We start from the raw sequence: 17,950 nt of genomic DNA, 5'->3' as shown, positions 1-17,950 counted from the left end.
GTCCGGTTGATGTGGTGGTGGTGTTGCCGGGTGATGACGCGGTCGCTCCCGACGGCTTCACCTACTCGGGTGGCCCGGCACCGGTGATCGACTCGGTCGACCCTGGACAGGGACCGGCCAACGGCGGGACCACAGTGGTCGTCGGAGGCAGCGGCTTCATCCCGGGCCAGACGACCGTGACGATCTGCGGCAAGACGATTCCAGCGAACAAGGTCACGGTCAACAGTTCCGGGACCTCGCTGACCTTCGTCACTCCGCCGTGCGACGTCAAGCACACAACCATCACGGTGACGACACCGAACGGCACCTCGAACGAGATCGCGTTCCGGTACGTGGGGCTGCCGGTCACCGGCAGCGCGACCACGAACCTGATCACCAGCGGCGGTGCGCTCGTGGTGCTGGGAATCTCGTTGCTCCTGCTCACCCGCCGTCGGGCGAACAGGGCGTGACACGTAACAACTGAGAAAGCGGGTGGCCCCGGGAGCGCATGAGCGACCGGGGCCACCCGCCGTTACCAGACTCACCGGGCCGGAGCCCGACCGGACGATAACGGGGTGCCAGCGGCGTCGGATCATGCGATGGTCGGCGGCATGACCGACTATCTGGCGCTCAACCGGGCCAGCTGGGACGAGCGCGCGCCGGCACACGCCGTCTCACCGGACTATCGGGTGGCGCAGTTGATCGCCGACCCGGCGCTGCTCAGCGAGGTGGTGCGGTTCGATCTGCCGAGGCTCGGCGACCTGACCGGCGTACGCGGGGTGCATCTGCAGTGTCACATCGGCACCGACACGCTGTCACTGGCCCGGCTCGGCGCGACCATGACCGGCCTGGACCTTTCCGGCGCGTCGTTGGCCGAGGCCCGGCGGATCGCCGGGGCCGCGCAGACCCCGATCGAGTACGTCGAAGCCGACGTCTACCGCGCCGTGGAGGTGCTCGGCACGGGCGGGTTCGACCTCGTCTTCACCGGGATCGGCGCGCTCTGTTGGTTGCCGAGCGTGACCCGATGGGCGGAGACGGTGGCCGCACTGCTGCGGCCGGGCGGCCGGCTGTTCCTGCGGGAGGGGCACCCGGCGCTGTGGGCGGTCGACGAGACCCGCCCGGACGGCCTGCTCGTGCTCGACCTGCCGTACTTCGAGACGGACCGGCCGCTGGTGTGGAACGAGGACGGCACGTACGTCGACACCGAGGTCAGCTTCACCCACAACCTGACCCACGCGTGGAACCATGGCATCGGGGAGATCTTCACCGCGCTCACCGGCGTCGGGATGCAGGTGACGATGCTGGTCGAGCACGACAGCGTGCCGTGGAACGCGTTGCCCGGCCGGATGGCCAAGGGCGATGACGGCGAGTGGCGGTTGACCGAACGACCGGAGCGGTTCCCACTCAGCTACACCCTGCAGGCGGTCCGGCTCAGCTGAGGCTGTCGCGCCACTGGTGGTGCAGCACGGCGTACCGACCGCCGTCGGCGATCAGGTCGGCAGGCCGGCCGTCCTCGACGATCCGGCCGTCGTCGAGGACCAGCACCCGGTCGGCGATCTGCACCGTCGACAGCCGATGCGCGATGACCAGCGCAGTGCGCCCGTGGCCGGTCGGCCAGCGGTTGGCCACCGGCCCGTCGCCGTTGCGGCCACCGCAGTTCTGGCTATCGTCGTTCTGGCCGCCGTTGAGCATGGTCTGCAACGCCCGCTGCACCAGGCGCTCGGTCGGCACGTCCAGCGACGAGGTCGCCTCGTCGAGGATCAGCACCGCCGGGTCGGCCAGCACCGCCCGGGCGAAGGCGACCAACTGCCGTTGCCCGGCGGACAGCCGCCCGCCGCGCCGGTGCACGTCGGTGGCGTACCCGTCGGGAAGTCCGGAGATGAACTCGTGCGCGCCGATCGCCCGCGCCGCGGCCTCCACCTCGGCGTCGGTGGCGTCCGGGCGGCCGAACCGGATGTTGTCCGCGACGCTGCCGGCAAAGAGGTGGTTCTCCTGCGTAACCATGATCACGTTTCGCCGCAGGTCGCGGCCGGCGATCTCACGCAGGTCGACGCCGTCGAGGGTGACCGACCCGCTGACCGGATCGTAGAGCCGGGCCACCAGCTTGGCGATCGTCGACTTGCCGGCCCCGGTGGCCCCGACCAGCGCGACCGTCTGCCCGGCCGGGATCCGCAGGGTCAGCTCGGGCAGCACCAGACGGTCCGGCCGGTAGCCGAACGAGACGGCATGCAGCCGCACCGCGCCGCGTACCGGCTGCGGCAGCGGACGCGGCCGCACCGGCTCGGCGACGTCCGGCCGCTCGTCGAGCACGCCGGAGAGCTTCTCCAGCGCCGCGGTCGCCGACTGCAGCGAGTTGTAGAACTGGCTCAGCTCCTGCATCGGCTCGAAGAACCGGCGCAGGTACAGCAGGAACGCGGCGAGTACGCCGATCTCGGTGCGGCCCTGCAGCACCTGCCAACCGCCGAAGGTGAGCACCATCGCGACAGCCACGTTGCCAATGCCCTTGAGGCTCGGTGAGTAGATCGCGATCAGCCGGAACGCGTGCAGGCTGGCCCGCTGGAAGCCGGTGTTGACCTCGGCGAAGATCTCCTGGTTGCGGGGCTCGCGCCGGAACGCGTGCACGGCCCGGACCCCGCCGAGCGACTCCACGAAGTGGACGATCAGCAGCGCCACGGTCTCCCGGGTACGCCGGTAGGCGACGGTGGAGGCGCGGGCGAACCAGATCGACATCCACAGCAGGAACGGGAACGCCGACAGGGTCACCAGGGCCAGCGGCAGGTCCAGCCAGAGCAGGATCGCCGCCACCGAGATCACCGACAGCCCGGCGAGCACCAGGTCGTCGATGCCGCCGTTGACCAGCTCGGAGATCGAGTCCATGTCACTGGTCAGCCGGGCCACCACCCGGCCGGAGGTGTAACGCTCGTGGAAACTGACCGACAGGTTGAGGAAGTGCCGGTACACCCGCTGACGCAGGTCGAGCAGGATCGCCTGACCGACCCGGGCAGACAGGATCAGGAAGCTGCGCTTGCCGACGTACTCGGCGACGGTGGCGACCGCGAAGGCGACGGCGATCGCGGTCAGCGGCCCCGCGTCACCGTCGTCGGTCAGCGGCGGGATGGCCCGGTCGATACCCAGCATCACGAGGTACGGACCGGCCATCGCGGCGGCGTTCTGCAGTAGCAGCAGGCCGACCGCCACCGCGATCATCCGCCGGTGCGGCCGGGTCAGCGAGCCGAGCAGCGCCCGGCTGCGGGCCCGGACCCGGGCGTTGTCGACCGGGTCGCCGTCGGCTCCGCTGCTGGCCTCGTCCGCCGCCCGGTCGGAGACCCCGCGCCAGTCCGGCTGAGCGTAGTCGGACCTGCTCGCGTCACGGTCCGCGGTGCTGCCGGCATCGTCGGTCCGGCTCACCGCGACCTGACCAGGCCGGGTCCGTCGGCGGAGAGTACGGCCCGGTAGGCGGGCACGGTGGCGAGCAGTTCGGTGTGGGTGCCGACGGCCGCGATCCGGCCCGCGTCCAGCAGCGCCACCCGGTCGGCCAGCGCGACCGTGGACGGCCGGTGCACCACCAGTAGCGCGGTGGTGCCGACCAGCACCCGGCGCAGCGCCTGCTCCACCAGCGCCTCGGTGTGCACGTCCAGGGCGGACAGCGGGTCGTCGAGCACCAGCACCCGGGGCCGGACCAGCACCGCCCGGGCCAGCGCCAGCCGCTGCCGCTGCCCGCCGGACAGCGACAGCCCCTGCTCGCCGATCCGGGTATGCAACCCCCAGGGCAGGTCGTGGACGAAGTCGGCCTGCGCCAACCGGACGGCGGCGTGCACCTCGGCGTCGGTGGCGTCCGGCCGGCCGAGGGTCAGATTTTCCCGAACCGACATCGAGAACAACGTGGGATCTTCGAACGCCACGCCGACGCACCGGCGCAGCTCGTCGAGGCGCAGGTCGCGCAGGTCATGACCGTCCAGGGTGATCCGTCCGCCGGTGACGTCGTACAGTCGCGGCACCAGCGACACCAGGCTGGTCTTGCCGCTGCCGGTCAGGCCGGCGATGGCCAGCGTCTCACCCGGCCGTACGGTGAGGTTGACGCCGCGCAGCACCGGCTCAGGCGTCCCCGGGTAGCCGAAGGTGACGTTGTCGAAACGCAACTCACCGCGGACCTCACCGACCCGGACCCGGACGGCGTCCGGCCGGTCGACGATCGACGGCGAGGTGTCCAGCACCTCCTGAATCCGGTCGGCGGCGGTCATCGCCTCCTGGGCGTGCGAGATGATCCAGCCCAGCGACTTGATCGGCCAGATCAGCATCAGTTGCAGGGTGACGAAGGCGACCAGCTGACCGATGGTGAGCTGCTGGTCGGCGACGGCGCCGGCCCCGGCGACCAGCACGACCGCGAGGCTCGCGTTCGGCACCAGGTCGTAGCGGGCCGACGCGTGGGCGAGCAGCCGGCCCTTGCCGACCGCGGTGTCGTGCAGCTCTCGGGCCAGGTCGGTGAAGCGTGCGGTGAGGTACGGCCCGCGCCCGAACGAGATGATGGTCCGCAGCCCTTGCGCGGACTCCTCGACCAGGGTGGCCAGGTCACCCTGCTGGTCCTGCATCCGTCGGGACACCCGCAGATAGGCGCGGGTGAACTGGCGGCTGAACAGGTAGAGCGGTACGGCGCTGGCCGCCACCACCAGTCCCAACGGCCAGTACAGGTGCAGCAGCAACGCCACCACGGTCAGGTAGGTCGCCGAGTTGAGGATCAGGAACAGCAGACCGAAGGAGAGGAAGCGTCGGATAACCGACAGATCGCTGATCGCCCGGGACAACAACTGCCCGGACTGCCACTGGTCATGGAAGGTGACCGGGAGCCGCTGCAGGTGGGTGTAGATGTCGTCGCGGATGGTGCCTTCCATCCCGATCGACGAGGCACTCTGTGCCCACCGCCGGATGAAGATTAGCACCGCCTCGACGACGCCGAGCAGCAGGGCGAGTCCACCGAGGAGCAGCAGACCGGCGGGATCACCGGCGGCCACCGGGCCGTCCACCACCTCGGCGATGACCAGCGGGATGGCGATGCCGGCTCCGGTCGCCGCCGCAGCGGCCGCCAGCAGCCAACCGAGTTGACCGAGGTACGGGCGCAGGTAGCGGCGCAGCCGCCAGAGATTGTGGACGGCGCGCCGCCGGGGCGGAGATCGGTCGGGTACGGCGTCCACACCACGACGGTAGCCGGTGCCGGCACCGGTTCACTGCCCCGCGAAGGTCACCTGCGATTCATGGTGGAGCAGCCACTTCTTGATCGGCAGACCCCACCGGTAGCCGCCCAGCGTGCCGTCGCCGCGCAGCACCCGGTGACAGGGGACCACCAGCGCGACCGCGTTGCGGGCGCAGGCGCCGGCCGCCGCCCGGACCGCTGCTGGACGGCCGGAGCGCAGGGCGAACGCCGTATAGCTGACCGGCTCGCCGGGCTTCACCTCACGCAGCGCCGACCAGGCGGTGCGCTGGAACGGGCCGCCGTGCTGGCAGACCGTGAGCTGGTCGATCGCGGTCAGCTCACCGGACAGGTAGGACCGTACGGCGCGGGTGACGTCGCCGAGGCCGGCCCGGCGGCGCACCGGCCCGCGCAGGTCGGGGTGGACCAGGTCGAGCAGGTCGTCCGGGTCGGCGGTGAACCCGGCGGCCCGTAGCGCCCCGTCCGGGTCGGTGATCAGCGTCAGCGGCCCGACCGCCGTGGCGACGGTACTCATGTCCAATGTCGAACGTTTTGTCATGTGTCACTCCGGTGTCGATTTCGATGGCGTGGCGGACCGCCACAGCCGCAGGTTGGCGTACGACCGCCAGGGCCGCCAGCGGTCCGCGTGGGCGGTCAGGTCGGTGGGGGCGGCGGGCAGGCCCAGCGCCGCCGCGCCGCGCCGTACTCCCAGGTCGGTGCCGAGCAGCACGTCCGGGTCGCCGAGCGCCCGCATCGCCACGTACCCGGCGGTCCACGGGCCGATGCCGGGCAGTGCGGTGAGCCGGTGCGACAGCTCGACCCGGTCGCTGCCCGGGTCGAGTCCGATGCCGCCGTCGGTGACGCCGGCGGCCAGCGCGCGCAGCGTGCCGCGCCGGGCAGCCGGCATCGCGAAGGCGTCGTCGGGCAGGGCGAGCAGGTCAGCCGGGCCCGGGAACGGCGCCAGGCCGTCCGCAGGCGGGGCTGTTCGCGACCCGGTCGCCGTGCAGAGGCGGGCCAGCACCCGGCGGGCGGCGGACACCGAGATCTGCTGCCCGACCACGGCCCGTACCGCCAGCTCGAAGCCGTCCACCGCGCCCGGCACCCGGACCCCGGGCTCGGCGGCGACGGCAGCGGCCAACGCCGGATCGGCGCCCAGCACGGCGTCCACCGCCGCCGGATCGGCGTCCAGGTCGAACAGTCGGCGGCAGCGGGACACCGCCGGTGCCAGATCGCGCAGGTCGCCGAGGTGCAACGCGGCGGCAAGGAAGCCGTCGTGCGGGGTGAGCGCCACCGTGCCGGCACCGTACGGCAGCCGCAGCGCACGCCGGTATCCGCCGCCGTCGGCGGACTCCACGCCGGGCACCGCCCGGTCGGCCAGGAATCCGAGTACGGCATCGACCGCCATCGGCTGACGGAAGGCCAGCCGTACGGTGATCACCCCGGCCCGGTCGGGCGCACCGGGCCGTACCCGGCCGCGCAGCGTCGACGGCGGACCGCCGTACACCGTCCGGAACGTGTCATTGAACTGCCGGACGCTGCCGAAACCGGCCGCGAACGCGATCTCGGCGACGGTCAGGGCGGTCCGCTCCACCAGGATGCGGGCCGTCTGCGCACGCTGTGCTCTGGCCAACGCCAGCGGGCCGGCCCCCACCTGCTCGGTCAGCACCCGGGTGAGATGCCGTTCGGTGTAGCCGAGGCGGCGGGCCAGCCCTGGCACGCCGTCGCGGTCCACCACCCCGTCGCTGATCAACCGCATCGCCCGGCCGACCAGGTCGGCGCGGCGGTCCCAGTCGGGCGAGCCAGGGGTGGCGTCGGGGTGGCAGCGTCGGCAGGCGCGCAGCCCGGCCTGTTGCGCGGCGGCCGCCGACGCAAAGAACCGGACGTTGTCCCGCTTCGGGGTGACCGCCGGGCAGGACGGCCGGCAGTAGATGCCGGTCGACGTCACGCCGGTGTAGAACCAGCCGTCGAAACGCTGGTCGCGGCTGTCCAGCACCCGGTAGCACCGCTCGAAGTCGAGCTCCATGGGTCGATCCTGCCCGCTTGCGGGCCCGGTCGGCTGGCGGGAATCGGACCTGCAGTCACGAGCCCGGGCGGGCCGCACCGGCCGGGCCGGCCGGCCGGGTCGCGCCGGCGGCCAGCAGGCCGATCGCCAACGCCCCGACCACCACCAGCAGCGATCGCAGGATGCCGACCTGCTCGGCCAGGAAACCGATCAGCGGCGGACCGGCCAGGAACGAGGTGTAGCCGATCGAACTGACCACCGACACCCGTACCGCCGCCCGGTCGGCCTCGTCGGCGGCCGCGCTCATCCCGACCGGGAAGCCGAGCGACGCCCCCGCGCCCCACAGCAGCGCCCCGAGCAGCGCCAGCGGCAGCGTCGGCCCGAACACCACCAGGGCCAGGCCGACCAGGGCCAGCACCGCCGTCGCCCGCAGCACCGTCACCCGGCCCCAGCGTTGCAACGCCGTGCCGCCGACCATCCGGGCGGCGGTCATCGCCGCGACGAACACCCCGAACGCCACCGCGCCGACCGCGTCACCGACCCGGTAGCCGTCGACCACGGCCAGGGTGAGCCAGTCGTTCGCCACCCCTTCGACGAACGCGAAGGCCAGCACCAGCAGACCGATCAGCAGGGTGCGCGGCTCCCGCCAGGCACGCAGCACCCCGGACCGGGGCGTCGCTGCGCCGGGTACCCGGGCCGGGACCGGCAGGAACATCCGTACGGCTGCGGCGATCGAGGCGATCACCAGCAGCGCGGTGACGGCGAGTTGCCAGTCGACCGGCACCGCGAGCCAGGCACATCCGGCCCCGAGGAGCGCGCCGGTCACCGTACCCAGGCTGAAGCCGGCGTGGAAACGGGGCATCAGCGGGCGGTCGAGCCGGCGCTCGACGTCGGCACCCTCGACGTTCATCGCCACGTCCCAGCTGCTCAACCCGGTGCCGGTCAGCAGCAGCCCGGCACCGGCCAGGGGCGGTGAGACGACCGCCACGCCGACCGCGACGGCGAGCATCCCGACGGTCACGGCCGATGCGCCCAGCAGCACCGTCCGGTGGGATCCGATCGCGTGCACCAGCGGACCGGACAGCGGCAGCGCACTGACCGCGCCCACCGACGTGCACAACAGCAGCAGCCCGAACTGGGCATTGGTCAGATCGAGGGCGTCGCGGATCGCCGGCGTACGGGAGATCCACGACGCGAACGCCAGACCGCTGACCCCGAACGCGATTGCGACCGCGATCCGCGCCCGTTCCACCACCGGCCGCGCCAGCGTCGCCGCCCCGTTCGCCACCACGCCACCCGCTCCCCGCTCGCCCGGACCTTCCCGCTCGCCCGGACCTTCCCGCCCGCCCGGACGTCTGTCCGTCCGGGCGGCAACGGTACGCCGCCCGCAGCGGCTACCGCCCGGTGCTGACGGGGTCTGGCCGCGCTGGGCACCCGGCGCCGTCGCCCTGCGCAGACGGTAGAGCACCCGACACCGGTAGGTAGCATGACGATGCTCACCATCAACTGCTGGCAGCGGCGCTCTCACCATCTGCGTTGGTCGATTGGCTCCGTTCGGCGACCTGGCTCCTGGATCGATAGAGTGGCACAGTTTGGTGTACCTCGATAAAGGAGTCGGTAGATATCATGCGTCGCCTACTGGCCAGCGCCGTCCTCGGCTCGGCCCTGATCCTCGGATTCACCGGCTGCGGCACCGAGCCGCCGCCGACGGGCGCGCCGTCGCCGACCGGCGGCAGCACCACCGCCAGCGAGGCCGACATCCTCGCCGCCACCAATGCCGCCTGCAATCAGGCAGTATCGATGAGCAGCGACTTCGCCGCCGGTTTCCAGCGTGACGTCAACCAGTTCGCCGACCCGACGGCCAGCGCGGAGGCGCCGGCGGACGCGAAGGACAACTTCGAGGCGCAGATGCGTGGCTGGTCGGCGACGCTCACCTCGCTGGCCACCGGCCCGGTGTCGGACGAGCTGCGGACGGTGTTGACCGAGAGTACGGCCGCGATCGAGGCCGCCACCGAGATCGGTGAGACTCCACTCAGCGATGAGCAGGTGGCCGCCGTGGTGGCGATCCCGGAGAACTTCCGCGCCGTCTGCGAGTGACGTCCGCGAGGGGCCGGGCGGGGCGGGAGCAGGCGTCCGTTAGCCTGCTCCAGTTTGCTCGCCTCTCAATGGACGGATTTTCAATGCGACGTACCCTGATCACCGCCGCCGCCGCGACGGCGCTCGCGTTCACCCTGGCCGGCTGCGGCGGTGGCGACAGCGATGTCGACCCCACCGCCGGTCAGACGTCACCGCCGGCGGCGACCGCGTCGGCCGACGCGGAGTCGGCCGGCTCCGCCGAGGACGGGGCCGCTGCGGCCACGAAGGAGGCATGTGACACGGCGGTACCGGTCGCCGAGGAGACTGCATCGACCATCGAGGCGTACTTCGCCGAGTTCATCGCCGCAGTGGCCGAGGGCGGTACGGATGCGGAGACCGCCTACGCCGAGTTCCGGGCCAAGTTCACCGACCTCTCGGCAATGCTGGAGTCGCTCGCCGCCGACCCGGTCGACGCTGACGTGCAGCAGGCGTTGACCGAGGCGTCCGAGTTCGCCGCCCAGATCGTCGACCCGGACGACAACACCCCAATGGGACAGGTGGAGGGTCGCCTGGCTGAGCTGGCGGAGAAGCTGAAGACCGCCTGCGCCTGACCCGCCACCGGACGCTGCGTAGACTCGACCGACGTGAGTCTCACCATCGGCATCGTCGGCCTGCCCAACGTCGGCAAGAGCACCCTGTTCAATGCGCTCACCAAGAACGACGTTCTCGCGGCGAACTACCCGTTTGCCACTATCGAGCCGAACGTCGGGGTGGTGGGGCTGCCGGACGGGCGGCTGGGCAGGCTGGCGGAGATCTTCGGCTCGGAGAAGACCATCCCGGCGGCGGTGTCGTTCGTCGACATCGCCGGTCTGGTGCGGGGCGCGTCCAAGGGGCAGGGCCGAGGCAACGCCTTCCTGGCCAACATCCGCGACGCCGCCGCGATCTGCCAGGTCGTGCGGGTCTTCTCCGACCCGAACGTGGTACACGTCGACGGCAAGGTCTCGCCGGGCGACGACATCGCCACGATCAACACCGAGCTGATCCTGGCCGACCTGCAGACCTTGGAGAAGGCGCTGCCCCGGCTGGAGAAGGAAGCCCGGCTGCGCAAGGACCGGGCGGCGATCCACGCCGCCGCGAAGGCCGCCGCCGCGCTGCTCGACGGCGGCACCACGCTGTACGCGGGTGCGTCCGCCGCCGGCATCGACGTTGCCGAGCTGCGCGAGCTGCACCTGCTCACCACCAAGCCGTTCCTGTACGTCTTCAACGTCGACGAGGACGAGCTGGGCAACGCCGAGCTGCTCGCCGAGCTGCGCGCGCTGGTCGCCCCGGCCGAGGCGGTCTTCATGGACGCCAAGATCGAGTCCGAGTTGATCGATCTGCCGGACGACGAGGCGATGGAGCTGCTGGAGTCGACCGGGCAGAGCGAGCCGGGGCTCAACCAGCTGATTCGGGTCGGCTTCCGCACCCTCGGGCTGCAGACGTACCTCACCGCCGGGCCGAAGGAGGCGCGGGCCTGGACCATCCCGGTCGGGGCGACCGCGCCGGAGGCCGCCGGGGTGATCCACTCCGACTTCCAGCGCGGCTTCATCAAGGCCGAGATCGTCTCCTACGACGACCTGGTCGCGGCCGGCACGATGGCGGCGGCCAAGGCGGCCGGCAAGGTTCGGATGGAAGGCAAGGAGTACGTCATGCAGGACGGCGACGTCGTCGAGTTCCGCTTCAACGTCTGATTTCGGCATGCTGGGCACGAGCCGGCGTGTGGCGTGTCCCAAGGTTCGCGGTGTCTGCGAGGGGGTAGCAGCTGTGCCCAGCTCGCGGTAATACCGTGGTATGGTTGCTGGATGGCGAGGACGAGGAAGGTCACGATCACGCTGCCGGTGGAGCTGCTGGAGAGCATGAAGTCGCACACCGACAACGTCTCCGGCTACCTCACCGAGCTGGCCGAGCGGGCTGAACGGCGGAGGCTTCTCCGGGAGGAGTTGGACCGCTATCAAGCTGAGTCCGGGGCGTTCACCGATCAGGAGATGGCCGAGGCCCAGGCGCTTCTGTACGGGACCAGGGAGACGGACCGGGCGGCGTGAGCCTCGAATCGCTTGTGCTCGACTCGCAAGGCTTCTCGGGATGGATCGGCCGGGATCGCATGGTGATGCGACTGCTGGAGCAGGCGGAGCGTGACGGGGCTGATCTGGCCATGTCGGCTGCCACGATCATCGAGGTTTCCCACACCGGCGTGGACACCGCTCGGCTGACCTGGCTGTTGTCCCGCATTCGTGTGGAGGCGGTGACGGAAGAGAGCGCCCGTCGCAGTGCGGGGCTGTTGAAGGCGGCGGGGCTGCACGGGCACAAGTACGCCATCGATGCCATGGTCGCCGAGATGGCGCTACGACTACCCGCGCCGGTCGCGGTCTTGACGTCGGATGTCGACGACATGACCAGGTTGTGCGGGCATCGGGTTCGGGTCATCAGGCTGTAGGCCGGCCCTGCGGCCGTGGCAGAGATGCGTCAGGCAGTTGAGCGGCTGCCCGGCTCAGCTCTTGCGACCGGGCACAAGCCCGTCCAGATTCAGCTTGAGCTCGAACGGCGTCGTGGTGTGCAGCTCGTGGCGGTGGATCCCGGTCGCGACGTACGACCGGGTGGGCTCGTCGAGCTCGTATGCGTGGACCACCGGTGATCCACCCTCGTCCTCGACGCGCCAGTAGTGCGGAATGCCGGCTTCCGCGTACTTGCGCAGCTTGACTGTCCGGTCGCGGTGGGCCGACTCCGGCGACACCACCTCGACGACCAACAGCACCTGGTCGGGTGTGTAGAAGGTGCAGTCCGGGTCGTAGTAGGGAGCCCGCGTGGCGAGGAGATCGGGCTCGGGGCGGTTCCGTTCGTCGAGCCAAATCGTCATCTCCCGCTCAATCTCGACGCCTGCTGGCGCCTGCTCCATGAGAGCGAAGAGCAAAGCGGAGACAGCTCGGCCGTGCCAAGCCCGCTGGGGGGACATCATGAAGACGAGCGCTCCGTCGATCAGCTCGGTGTGACGCGGCGCCTGCGGGAGCTGGTCGAGGTCGTCGGCGTACCACCCTTCCGGGCGGGGCGGCCGCATCCACTCGGGCACTGCGGTCATGTTCCTCACCGTAACATCCGGCTTCTGTTGACCTACCGTCGTTCAGTCTCGATGTCTGCACCGCATCGAGGTGAGGCTCAGACACCTTCCGAGGCGGTTTTGAGGTGCGTGAGCCTCACCTCGACGCTGAACGGAGGGGTCAGCCTCGGCGGTGGAACGGCTCCAGTTGGTATACGGCCATGACGCCTTCGCCGGAGTCGATATTGGCCAACCGGAGGCGGTCGACGGCAACATCCACCCGCTGACCGGTCCCGCCTGAGCCGGCGTCGGCCCAGATCTGCACCGTCCCGTGCCCCGGCAGCACTCTCGGACCGACCACCAGGATCCCCGGCTCCTGGGGAGTCGTCGCTCCGCCGAGCGCTTCGCCTGGGGATTCGCGGTGCGGGTGGGTCTTGGGCTGGTCGTCGGGTGGCGGTGTCTCGGGCAAAATACTCACGGGCGCGACCTCGCTTCGCGTCAAGGCCCTCGGCGAGCGCTGCCACGCGAGCCGAGGGCCGCCTTTGTCTGCCGATCCAACGCTAGTCCACCAGGTTCATCCTGTCCATCAAGTGAACTGAATGGACAGCATCGGTCGGCTGGACAGGTGGCAGCCTGTGAGCATGGTCGACCCGTGGTCGCCGCGTTCGTTTGCCGAGCAGGTGGCCGATGCGCTCAAGGCGAAGATCGATAGCGGCGATTGGCTGCCGGGGCGCAAGCTGCCTGGTGAGGTGACGTTGGCGCAGACGTACGGCGTGGCGCGTGGCACCGTGCGGGCCGCGCTCGACGTGCTACGCGAGGAAGGCCGAGTGGTCACCTTCGCCGGTCGCGGCACGTTCGTCACGCCAGACCCGAAGCCCTGAGGCACCTTCCGCCGTGGCAGGTGACCTTGAGGCGGCAGCGCAGGCGTACCGGGCTGCGCTCCAACGCGTGCAGGATGGGCTCGCGGAGGTCGCTTCAGCGCGTGCCGAGGTGCCACAGGTACGGAAGCGGCTTGCGGCCGCAATCGTGACTGCATACCGAGGCGGTGCCCGCGTGGGCGAGATCGCTCGGGTGACTGGCTACGGCCGGGAACAGGTCCGGCGGATCCTGCGAGCCGGCGGTGTCGAGCCGGAGAAGCCGGAAACCGCTTAGGTCGAGCGCGGGATGGACATGATCGAGCGGTCAGCCCTGCTGGCTGTCGGTCCCGCAATCGGTCACGAGATGTAGTGCAGGATCACGTTGTGCACGTGGTGGGACTTCTGGTCACCACGGAACTCGACCTCGTAGGTGTGGGTGCCGACATTGATCGCGATGGCGCCGGACGAGAAGTACGAGCCGCCCCAGGACTTGTTGCTCACCACGCTCACGCTGGTGATCTTCGAGTACGGGATGCTGGTGATGGCGACCTTCTTGCCGACGAACGACTTGTCCTGGATGATCACCCGGCGGTTGGTCAGCCCGATGAAGCCGGTGCCGGTGCCGATCGCGTCGTAGACCGCGATCACCTGCTCCCCGTCGAGCAGCCCGCTCTCGATCTGCCGAAGTTGCTCCCGCCGGTCGTACGCCACGTTCGCCATGTGCCCGAGGGTAGGCGGCGGGCACAACCACGCCAGCGAAGCGCGAGGTCGCTGCGGCCAGCGGTGATCCGAGCGCAGGATGCGGGGTCAGCGAAGGTCGACGACCGTACGGTAGGCGTCCTCGATGCGGGCCGCGAGTGCGACGTCGCCGTCGGTGATCTTGTCGCCGTCGGGGGAGCCGAGCCGGATCTGGGTCCGTCCGTCGGCCCGGCGTACGTCGGGCCGCAGGTGCAGGGCGTCGGCTGCTACCTTGATCCGCTCGGTGAGCTCGGCGTGCTGGCTGTCGTCGAGCAGCAGGGTTCGCCGGAGCTGCTGGCCGTCCTGCGTCCACCCGTCCAGTTGGGTAAGGGCATCGCTAAGGTAGTCGCGGCCGGTCCGGCTGGACCAGAGTGCTCGCAAAGCCACACCTCCCAGGCGTCGTTGCCGGCTTGTGGCCAAATCGTCGCCATCCTGTGTCTTGGTCGGTGGTCCCCAGTCTGGCCGCTAACTGGTTGGTGTGTCCACGTCCACCCTTCCGTCATCTGCTGTCCTAGCAGTCAGCAGGGTTACCCGAAATGCTGATTGATCTGGCAGGCTCATCTGCTGTGCGGAGCGGGCAGGTGAGGCGTCAGGTGGTGGTCGGGGCGGCGATCGTCCTCGACGGTCGGGTGCTGGCATGTGCCCGGACCCATCCACCGGGGGCGGCCGGCAAGTGGGAATTTCCCGGCGGCAAGGTGGAGAGCGGCGAGACCGAGACCGATGCTCTGATCCGGGAGTGCCGCGAGGAACTCGGCGTTGCGATCACGGTGGGTGACCGCATTGGTCCCGATCGCCCGCTTGGTCACGGCCGGTCTGTGTTGCGGGTCTACCTGGCCGGGCTGCTCGGGCCGGCGCAGCCGACCGCGCTGGAGCACTCCGCTCTGCGCTGGTTGGCGGCCGACGAACTCGACCAGGTCACCTGGCTGCCCGCGGATCGGCCGATCGTCGCCGAGCTCCGTCCGTTGCTGTTCGCCGGCAGCAGATCGAATGACGGCTGATGCCGGGTGCTGTGGCTCAGCGCGGGCCGGCACTCGGGTCGCGACTACCGCGGACCGAGCCTGGAGCGACTCCCATCATGCGTTTGAACGCCCGGCCGAAGGCGGCTTCCGATCCGTAGCCGGACTGGCCGGCCAGTTCGCGGACCGTCGTCTGGCCCTGTTCGAGCCTGGCGAGCGCGACGTGCATCCGCCACCGGGTGACGTACCGGAGTGCCGGTTCACCGACGAGCCGGGTGAACCGGGCCGCGAACGACGACCGCGACATCGCGGCTACGCGCGCCAGCGAGGCGACGGTCCAGGTACGGCTGGGTTCGCGGTGGATCGCCGCGATGGCCCGCCCGATCAGTGGGTCTGACAGCGCGCCGAGCCATCCGGCTCGCGCCTGCGGGTCGTCGCTGTCGATCCATGACCTGATCGCCTGGATCACCAGGATGTCAGCGAGTCTGGTGGTGACGGCTTCCCCGCCCGGGCGAAGGTCCGACACCTCGCTGGTCAGCAACGCGAGGGTGGCACCGATCCAGCCACTGGTCCGCGGGTCCGACCCGGTCGCATGGATGACCGGTGGCAGCAGCCGTACGAGTTGGTGAGCGGCCGGCCCCTCGAACGACACCACTGCGCAGACCAGCGTGGACGTCTCGCCGCCGCCACCGTGACGGAGTATCGAGTAGTGCGCATTGAGATGCTCCTGTGGCAGCAGATCGACCCGTCCGGCCCGTCCAGCCTGTCCGGCCTGTGGGCTGCTGAGCAGCAGATGTCCACGGCCATGCGGCACGAGCGCGAGGTCACCGGCGCTCAGCTGTCGTGGTGGTGCGTCCCCGACACGTAGCCAGCAGCCACCGGACGTCACGACATGGAAACTCAGACAATCACCGAACGGCGGCATCTCCAGCGCCCATGGGGCGCTGACCTCGGTCCGGCAGTAGAAGATCCCGGTCATCCGCAGCAGGTGCAGCGCTTCCCCGACCGGGTCCACCGACACCCACGGCGCATCGACCTCGAGTTTCGCCATCGCGGTCCCTGGACGATCGAGCACACTTTCGCGTTTCCCGATCATATCCTCGCCGGCCCCGAACTGATTTTGTCGATGGGGAGCCGCTCGCTGGCGGCAGCGACGAAGGGGAGAAACGATGAAGGTACTGGTGGTCGGTGCGTCCGGTGGGTCCGGCCGTGCCACGGTACGGGAACTTGGCCGCCGGGGTCACGAGGTCACCGCGTTCTCGCGAAACGCGTCGACTGTGGCCGGTCCGGTCGATGGCGGCTCGCTGCGCGGGTTGAACGGCGACGCCACCGACCCTGGCGATGTCGACGATGCGGTGCGTGGTCAGGACGCGGTGATCGTCACGCTCGGTATCAGCGAGAACCCGGTGCGGGTCCGGCTGCGTGGTCCGGCGCACACGTCGCTGGATGTCCGTTCCCGGGGGACCGGTGTCGTTGTCGAGGCGATGCGCCGTCACGGCGTACGCCGGTTGGTGGTGCAGACGTCGTACGGCGTCGGACCCACCCGAACGCACCTGCCCATGCTCCAACGACTGGTCTTCTGGGCGCTTCTGCGACCGCAGATCGTCGACACCGAGCGGCAGGAGCGGATTGTACGGTCCAGCGGCCTGGACTGGACCGCAGTTCAACCGGTGAACCTCACCGACGACGACACGACCGAGCCGCCGTTCGTCTCGACCACCGGTGCGACCCGCAGCATGAAAGTGGCTCGTGGGCAGGTCGCGTGGCTCCTGGCGGAGTCGGTCGAGAACGACGACCACATCGGCGCGACGCTCTCCCTCTCGGCCGGTTGACCCGACAGCGCGACGGCCGATCAGAGGTTGATCGCGACCTGGAACGACCGGGAGGTGAGCCCGGCGCCGCCGTGCCAGATCTCGAAGCCCGCCTCGACCCCGCTGAGGTACCAGTCCCGGTCGAGGTAGCCGCGGCCCACCGCGTCCCGGGTGAACGCCGCCAACTCCAGGTCCCGCGCCTCGTCGACCGGCGTGGTACGCACGTACGCCACGTAGTTCCAGTGCCAGTCGGCGTAGTAGACGTCCCAGGTCGCCCCGGCCAGGGGCACTCCCCGCGCCACCAGCGTCCCGGCCGGCTCGGCCCCACCGGCCCGATCCAGCCAGACCATCAGTTCGGCGCCGTCGGGGGAGCGGTGGGCGTTGGCGTCGGTGTGGAACCACAGGTCGTACGTGGCGTTCCAGCGGCCGGTGGCGCCCCGGGTATCGATCGTCCAGTCGGACCGGGCGGAGCGCAACTGCCCAACCTTGATCGGCAGGCCGCTGCCGACGGTGCAGTTGCCCCAGTGGCAGCCCTGGTAGATGGTCGGGTAGGCGGCGGCGGAGCCGTCCCGCTTGTCGTGCTCGGGGTGGGTCACCTCGAACCGGCCGGCCGCGTCGACGGTCAGACACTGCGGGGTGTCCGCACCCCAGACGTTGTTCATCACCACGTACCGCTTGTCGGTGATGTCGATCGTGTCGGCCCGCCCGCAGAGTTCGCTGGCGTCGGCGTCCGGTGCCAGCAGACGACGGTCACGCCGGCGACGACGAGGGCGGCGACGATGAGTGCGGGCAGGCGGTGGCGCCGGAGCCGGAGCGGGATCATGGTGGGGGAGTCCTTCGGCGAGCAGCCCGCAGCACGGGCTGGTGCCGTGGGCCCGGCGGCCCGACGCCGCCCCACGACGGAAACGGTGGACAAGGTCCGTTCCCGGCTCCACCGAGGATGTTGCGACCGTCGATGGCTGGCCGGCAACCCCGGTGGCGCAGCCGGCAATCCGAAAAAAAACCGCCCCTCCCGGCGCACGAAGCACCGGGAGGGGCGGTCAGCTGGCTCTGGTCGGTGAGACCGGCTCAGCGGTCCTGGTCCGGGTGGTGGTAGTTGAGCGACTTGTCCGGCAGCGGGAAGGTGACGTCCTCACCGAACGGCGACGGCGCGGCCGGCTTGTCGAACGCCAGCTCACTGATTGGCAGGTGGCCCTTTTCGTCCACTGCCGCCGCCTGTGGGCGAGGCACCTGGCGGTGCCAGTTGACCCCGCGCTCGGCGTCGGCCGCCGCGCTG

21 protein-coding genes and 1 pseudogene are annotated in these 17,950 nt (G+C 70.4%); 10 read left to right on the top strand and 12 right to left on the bottom strand.

Going from position 1 to position 17,950, the window contains the following annotated elements; translation table 11 throughout:
* On the top strand, window positions 1-449 hold a 449-nt coding region (locus ACFHWS_RS04045; protein WP_416567649.1), incomplete at its 5' end, for an IPT/TIG domain-containing protein.
* A gap of 141 nt (window positions 450-590) precedes the next feature.
* A complete protein-coding gene (locus ACFHWS_RS04040) occupies window positions 591-1,418 on the top strand; it encodes a class I SAM-dependent methyltransferase (RefSeq protein WP_416567648.1) in 828 nt (275 codons plus the stop codon).
* On the opposite strand, the gene ACFHWS_RS04035 is transcribed toward ACFHWS_RS04040, so the two are convergent.
* From ACFHWS_RS04035 to ACFHWS_RS04015, 5 genes are read right to left on the bottom strand one after another with little or no spacing between them, the layout of a single operon-like run.
* The gene (locus ACFHWS_RS04035; protein ID WP_416567647.1) at window positions 1,411-3,387 is read right to left on the bottom strand and encodes an ABC transporter ATP-binding protein; all 1,977 of its coding nucleotides are present in this window, start codon (window positions 3,385-3,387) and stop codon (window positions 1,411-1,413) included. The genes ACFHWS_RS04040 and ACFHWS_RS04035 overlap by 8 nt on opposite strands.
* Window positions 3,384-5,168, bottom strand: coding sequence for an ABC transporter ATP-binding protein (locus tag ACFHWS_RS04030; RefSeq protein WP_416567646.1), 1,785 nt, complete (start codon window positions 5,166-5,168; stop codon window positions 3,384-3,386). Before ACFHWS_RS04030 ends, ACFHWS_RS04035 begins: the two co-directional genes overlap by 4 nt.
* A gap of 30 nt (window positions 5,169-5,198) precedes the next feature.
* Window positions 5,199-5,699, bottom strand: a complete 501-nt coding sequence (locus ACFHWS_RS04025) for a methylated-DNA--[protein]-cysteine S-methyltransferase (protein ID WP_416552196.1) — start codon at window positions 5,697-5,699, stop codon at window positions 5,199-5,201.
* Window positions 5,700-5,726: 27 nt separating this feature from the next.
* The gene (locus ACFHWS_RS04020; protein ID WP_416552197.1) at window positions 5,727-7,187 is read right to left on the bottom strand and encodes an AlkA N-terminal domain-containing protein; all 1,461 of its coding nucleotides are present in this window, start codon (window positions 7,185-7,187) and stop codon (window positions 5,727-5,729) included.
* Window positions 7,188-7,242: 55 nt separating this feature from the next.
* Entirely contained in the window at window positions 7,243-8,457 is a 1,215-nt protein-coding gene (locus ACFHWS_RS04015) for an MFS transporter (protein WP_416552198.1), read from the bottom strand.
* 335 nt (window positions 8,458-8,792) lie between these two features.
* On the opposite strand from ACFHWS_RS04015, the gene ACFHWS_RS04010 reads away from it, so the two are divergent.
* The 5 genes from ACFHWS_RS04010 (at window position 8,793) to ACFHWS_RS03990 (ending at window position 11,715) form a co-directional block, all read left to right on the top strand.
* The gene (locus ACFHWS_RS04010) at window positions 8,793-9,263 is read left to right on the top strand and encodes a hypothetical protein (RefSeq protein ID WP_416552199.1); all 471 of its coding nucleotides are present in this window, start codon (window positions 8,793-8,795) and stop codon (window positions 9,261-9,263) included.
* 83 nt (window positions 9,264-9,346) lie between these two features.
* Entirely contained in the window at window positions 9,347-9,853 is a 507-nt protein-coding gene (locus ACFHWS_RS04005) for a hypothetical protein (RefSeq protein WP_416552200.1), read from the top strand.
* Between the two features lie 33 nt (window positions 9,854-9,886).
* Complete coding sequence (gene ychF / locus ACFHWS_RS04000; RefSeq protein ID WP_416552201.1) at window positions 9,887-10,972, top strand: redox-regulated ATPase YchF; 1,086 nt, start codon at window positions 9,887-9,889, stop codon at window positions 10,970-10,972.
* Window positions 10,973-11,083: 111 nt separating this feature from the next.
* Window positions 11,084-11,323: a hypothetical protein gene (locus ACFHWS_RS03995; RefSeq protein WP_123605371.1), complete on the top strand. Its 240-nt coding sequence runs from the start codon at window positions 11,084-11,086 to the stop codon at window positions 11,321-11,323.
* Window positions 11,320-11,715 (top strand): PIN domain-containing protein, encoded by a 396-nt coding sequence (locus ACFHWS_RS03990; protein ID WP_282233986.1) that lies wholly within the window; start codon window positions 11,320-11,322, stop codon window positions 11,713-11,715. Before ACFHWS_RS03995 ends, ACFHWS_RS03990 begins: the two co-directional genes overlap by 4 nt.
* 54 nt (window positions 11,716-11,769) lie before the next feature.
* Here the strand turns inward: ACFHWS_RS03990 and ACFHWS_RS03985 are convergent, their stop codons facing one another.
* On the bottom strand, window positions 11,770-12,354 hold the full coding sequence (locus tag ACFHWS_RS03985) for a Uma2 family endonuclease (RefSeq protein ID WP_416567645.1): 585 nt from the start codon (window positions 12,352-12,354) through the stop codon (window positions 11,770-11,772).
* A gap of 139 nt (window positions 12,355-12,493) precedes the next feature.
* Window positions 12,494-12,790, bottom strand: coding sequence for a hypothetical protein (locus tag ACFHWS_RS03980; RefSeq protein WP_282233987.1), 297 nt, complete (start codon window positions 12,788-12,790; stop codon window positions 12,494-12,496).
* A 163-nt stretch (window positions 12,791-12,953) separates the two neighbouring features.
* On the opposite strand from ACFHWS_RS03980, the gene ACFHWS_RS03975 reads away from it, so the two are divergent.
* Window positions 12,954-13,193: a GntR family transcriptional regulator gene (locus ACFHWS_RS03975; RefSeq protein ID WP_278174364.1), complete on the top strand. Its 240-nt coding sequence runs from the start codon at window positions 12,954-12,956 to the stop codon at window positions 13,191-13,193.
* Between the two features lie 333 nt (window positions 13,194-13,526).
* Here the strand turns inward: ACFHWS_RS03975 and ACFHWS_RS03970 are convergent, their stop codons facing one another.
* On the bottom strand, window positions 13,527-13,889 hold the full coding sequence (locus tag ACFHWS_RS03970) for a PH domain-containing protein (protein ID WP_123605368.1): 363 nt from the start codon (window positions 13,887-13,889) through the stop codon (window positions 13,527-13,529).
* A gap of 87 nt (window positions 13,890-13,976) precedes the next feature.
* The gene (locus ACFHWS_RS03965; protein ID WP_281553362.1) at window positions 13,977-14,288 is read right to left on the bottom strand and encodes a 4a-hydroxytetrahydrobiopterin dehydratase; all 312 of its coding nucleotides are present in this window, start codon (window positions 14,286-14,288) and stop codon (window positions 13,977-13,979) included.
* Between the two features lie 155 nt (window positions 14,289-14,443).
* Between ACFHWS_RS03965 and ACFHWS_RS03960 the strand changes: the two genes are divergently transcribed.
* Entirely contained in the window at window positions 14,444-14,905 is a 462-nt protein-coding gene (locus ACFHWS_RS03960; protein ID WP_282233988.1) for a (deoxy)nucleoside triphosphate pyrophosphohydrolase, read from the top strand.
* A 16-nt stretch (window positions 14,906-14,921) separates the two neighbouring features.
* Here the strand turns inward: ACFHWS_RS03960 and ACFHWS_RS03955 are convergent, their stop codons facing one another.
* Window positions 14,922-15,914 carry an AraC family transcriptional regulator gene (locus ACFHWS_RS03955; protein ID WP_416567644.1) on the bottom strand — a complete coding sequence of 331 codons (993 nt, stop codon included), beginning with the start codon at window positions 15,912-15,914 and terminating at the stop codon, window positions 14,922-14,924.
* Between the two features lie 118 nt (window positions 15,915-16,032).
* On the opposite strand from ACFHWS_RS03955, the gene ACFHWS_RS03950 reads away from it, so the two are divergent.
* The gene (locus tag ACFHWS_RS03950) at window positions 16,033-16,695 is read left to right on the top strand and encodes an NAD(P)-dependent oxidoreductase (RefSeq protein ID WP_282233990.1); all 663 of its coding nucleotides are present in this window, start codon (window positions 16,033-16,035) and stop codon (window positions 16,693-16,695) included.
* Between the two features lie 20 nt (window positions 16,696-16,715).
* Here ACFHWS_RS03950 and ACFHWS_RS03945 read toward each other — a convergent pair whose 3' ends face one another.
* Both ACFHWS_RS03945 and ACFHWS_RS03940 read right to left on the bottom strand, forming a co-directional pair.
* On the bottom strand, window positions 16,716-17,609 hold the full coding sequence (locus tag ACFHWS_RS03945; protein ID WP_416567643.1) for a GH12 family glycosyl hydrolase domain-containing protein: 894 nt from the start codon (window positions 17,607-17,609) through the stop codon (window positions 16,716-16,718).
* 133 nt (window positions 17,610-17,742) lie between these two features.
* Window positions 17,743-17,949, bottom strand: a pseudogene (locus ACFHWS_RS03940) (succinate dehydrogenase/fumarate reductase iron-sulfur subunit); the annotation flags it as partial.
* Window position 17,950 lies beyond the last annotated feature (1 nt).

It is taken from the genome of Micromonospora sp. LOL_013 (genome assembly GCF_048060315.1).
GTDB lineage: Bacteria > Actinomycetota > Actinomycetes > Mycobacteriales > Micromonosporaceae > Micromonospora_E.
This window is presented reverse-complemented; position numbering and strand designations above follow the sequence as displayed.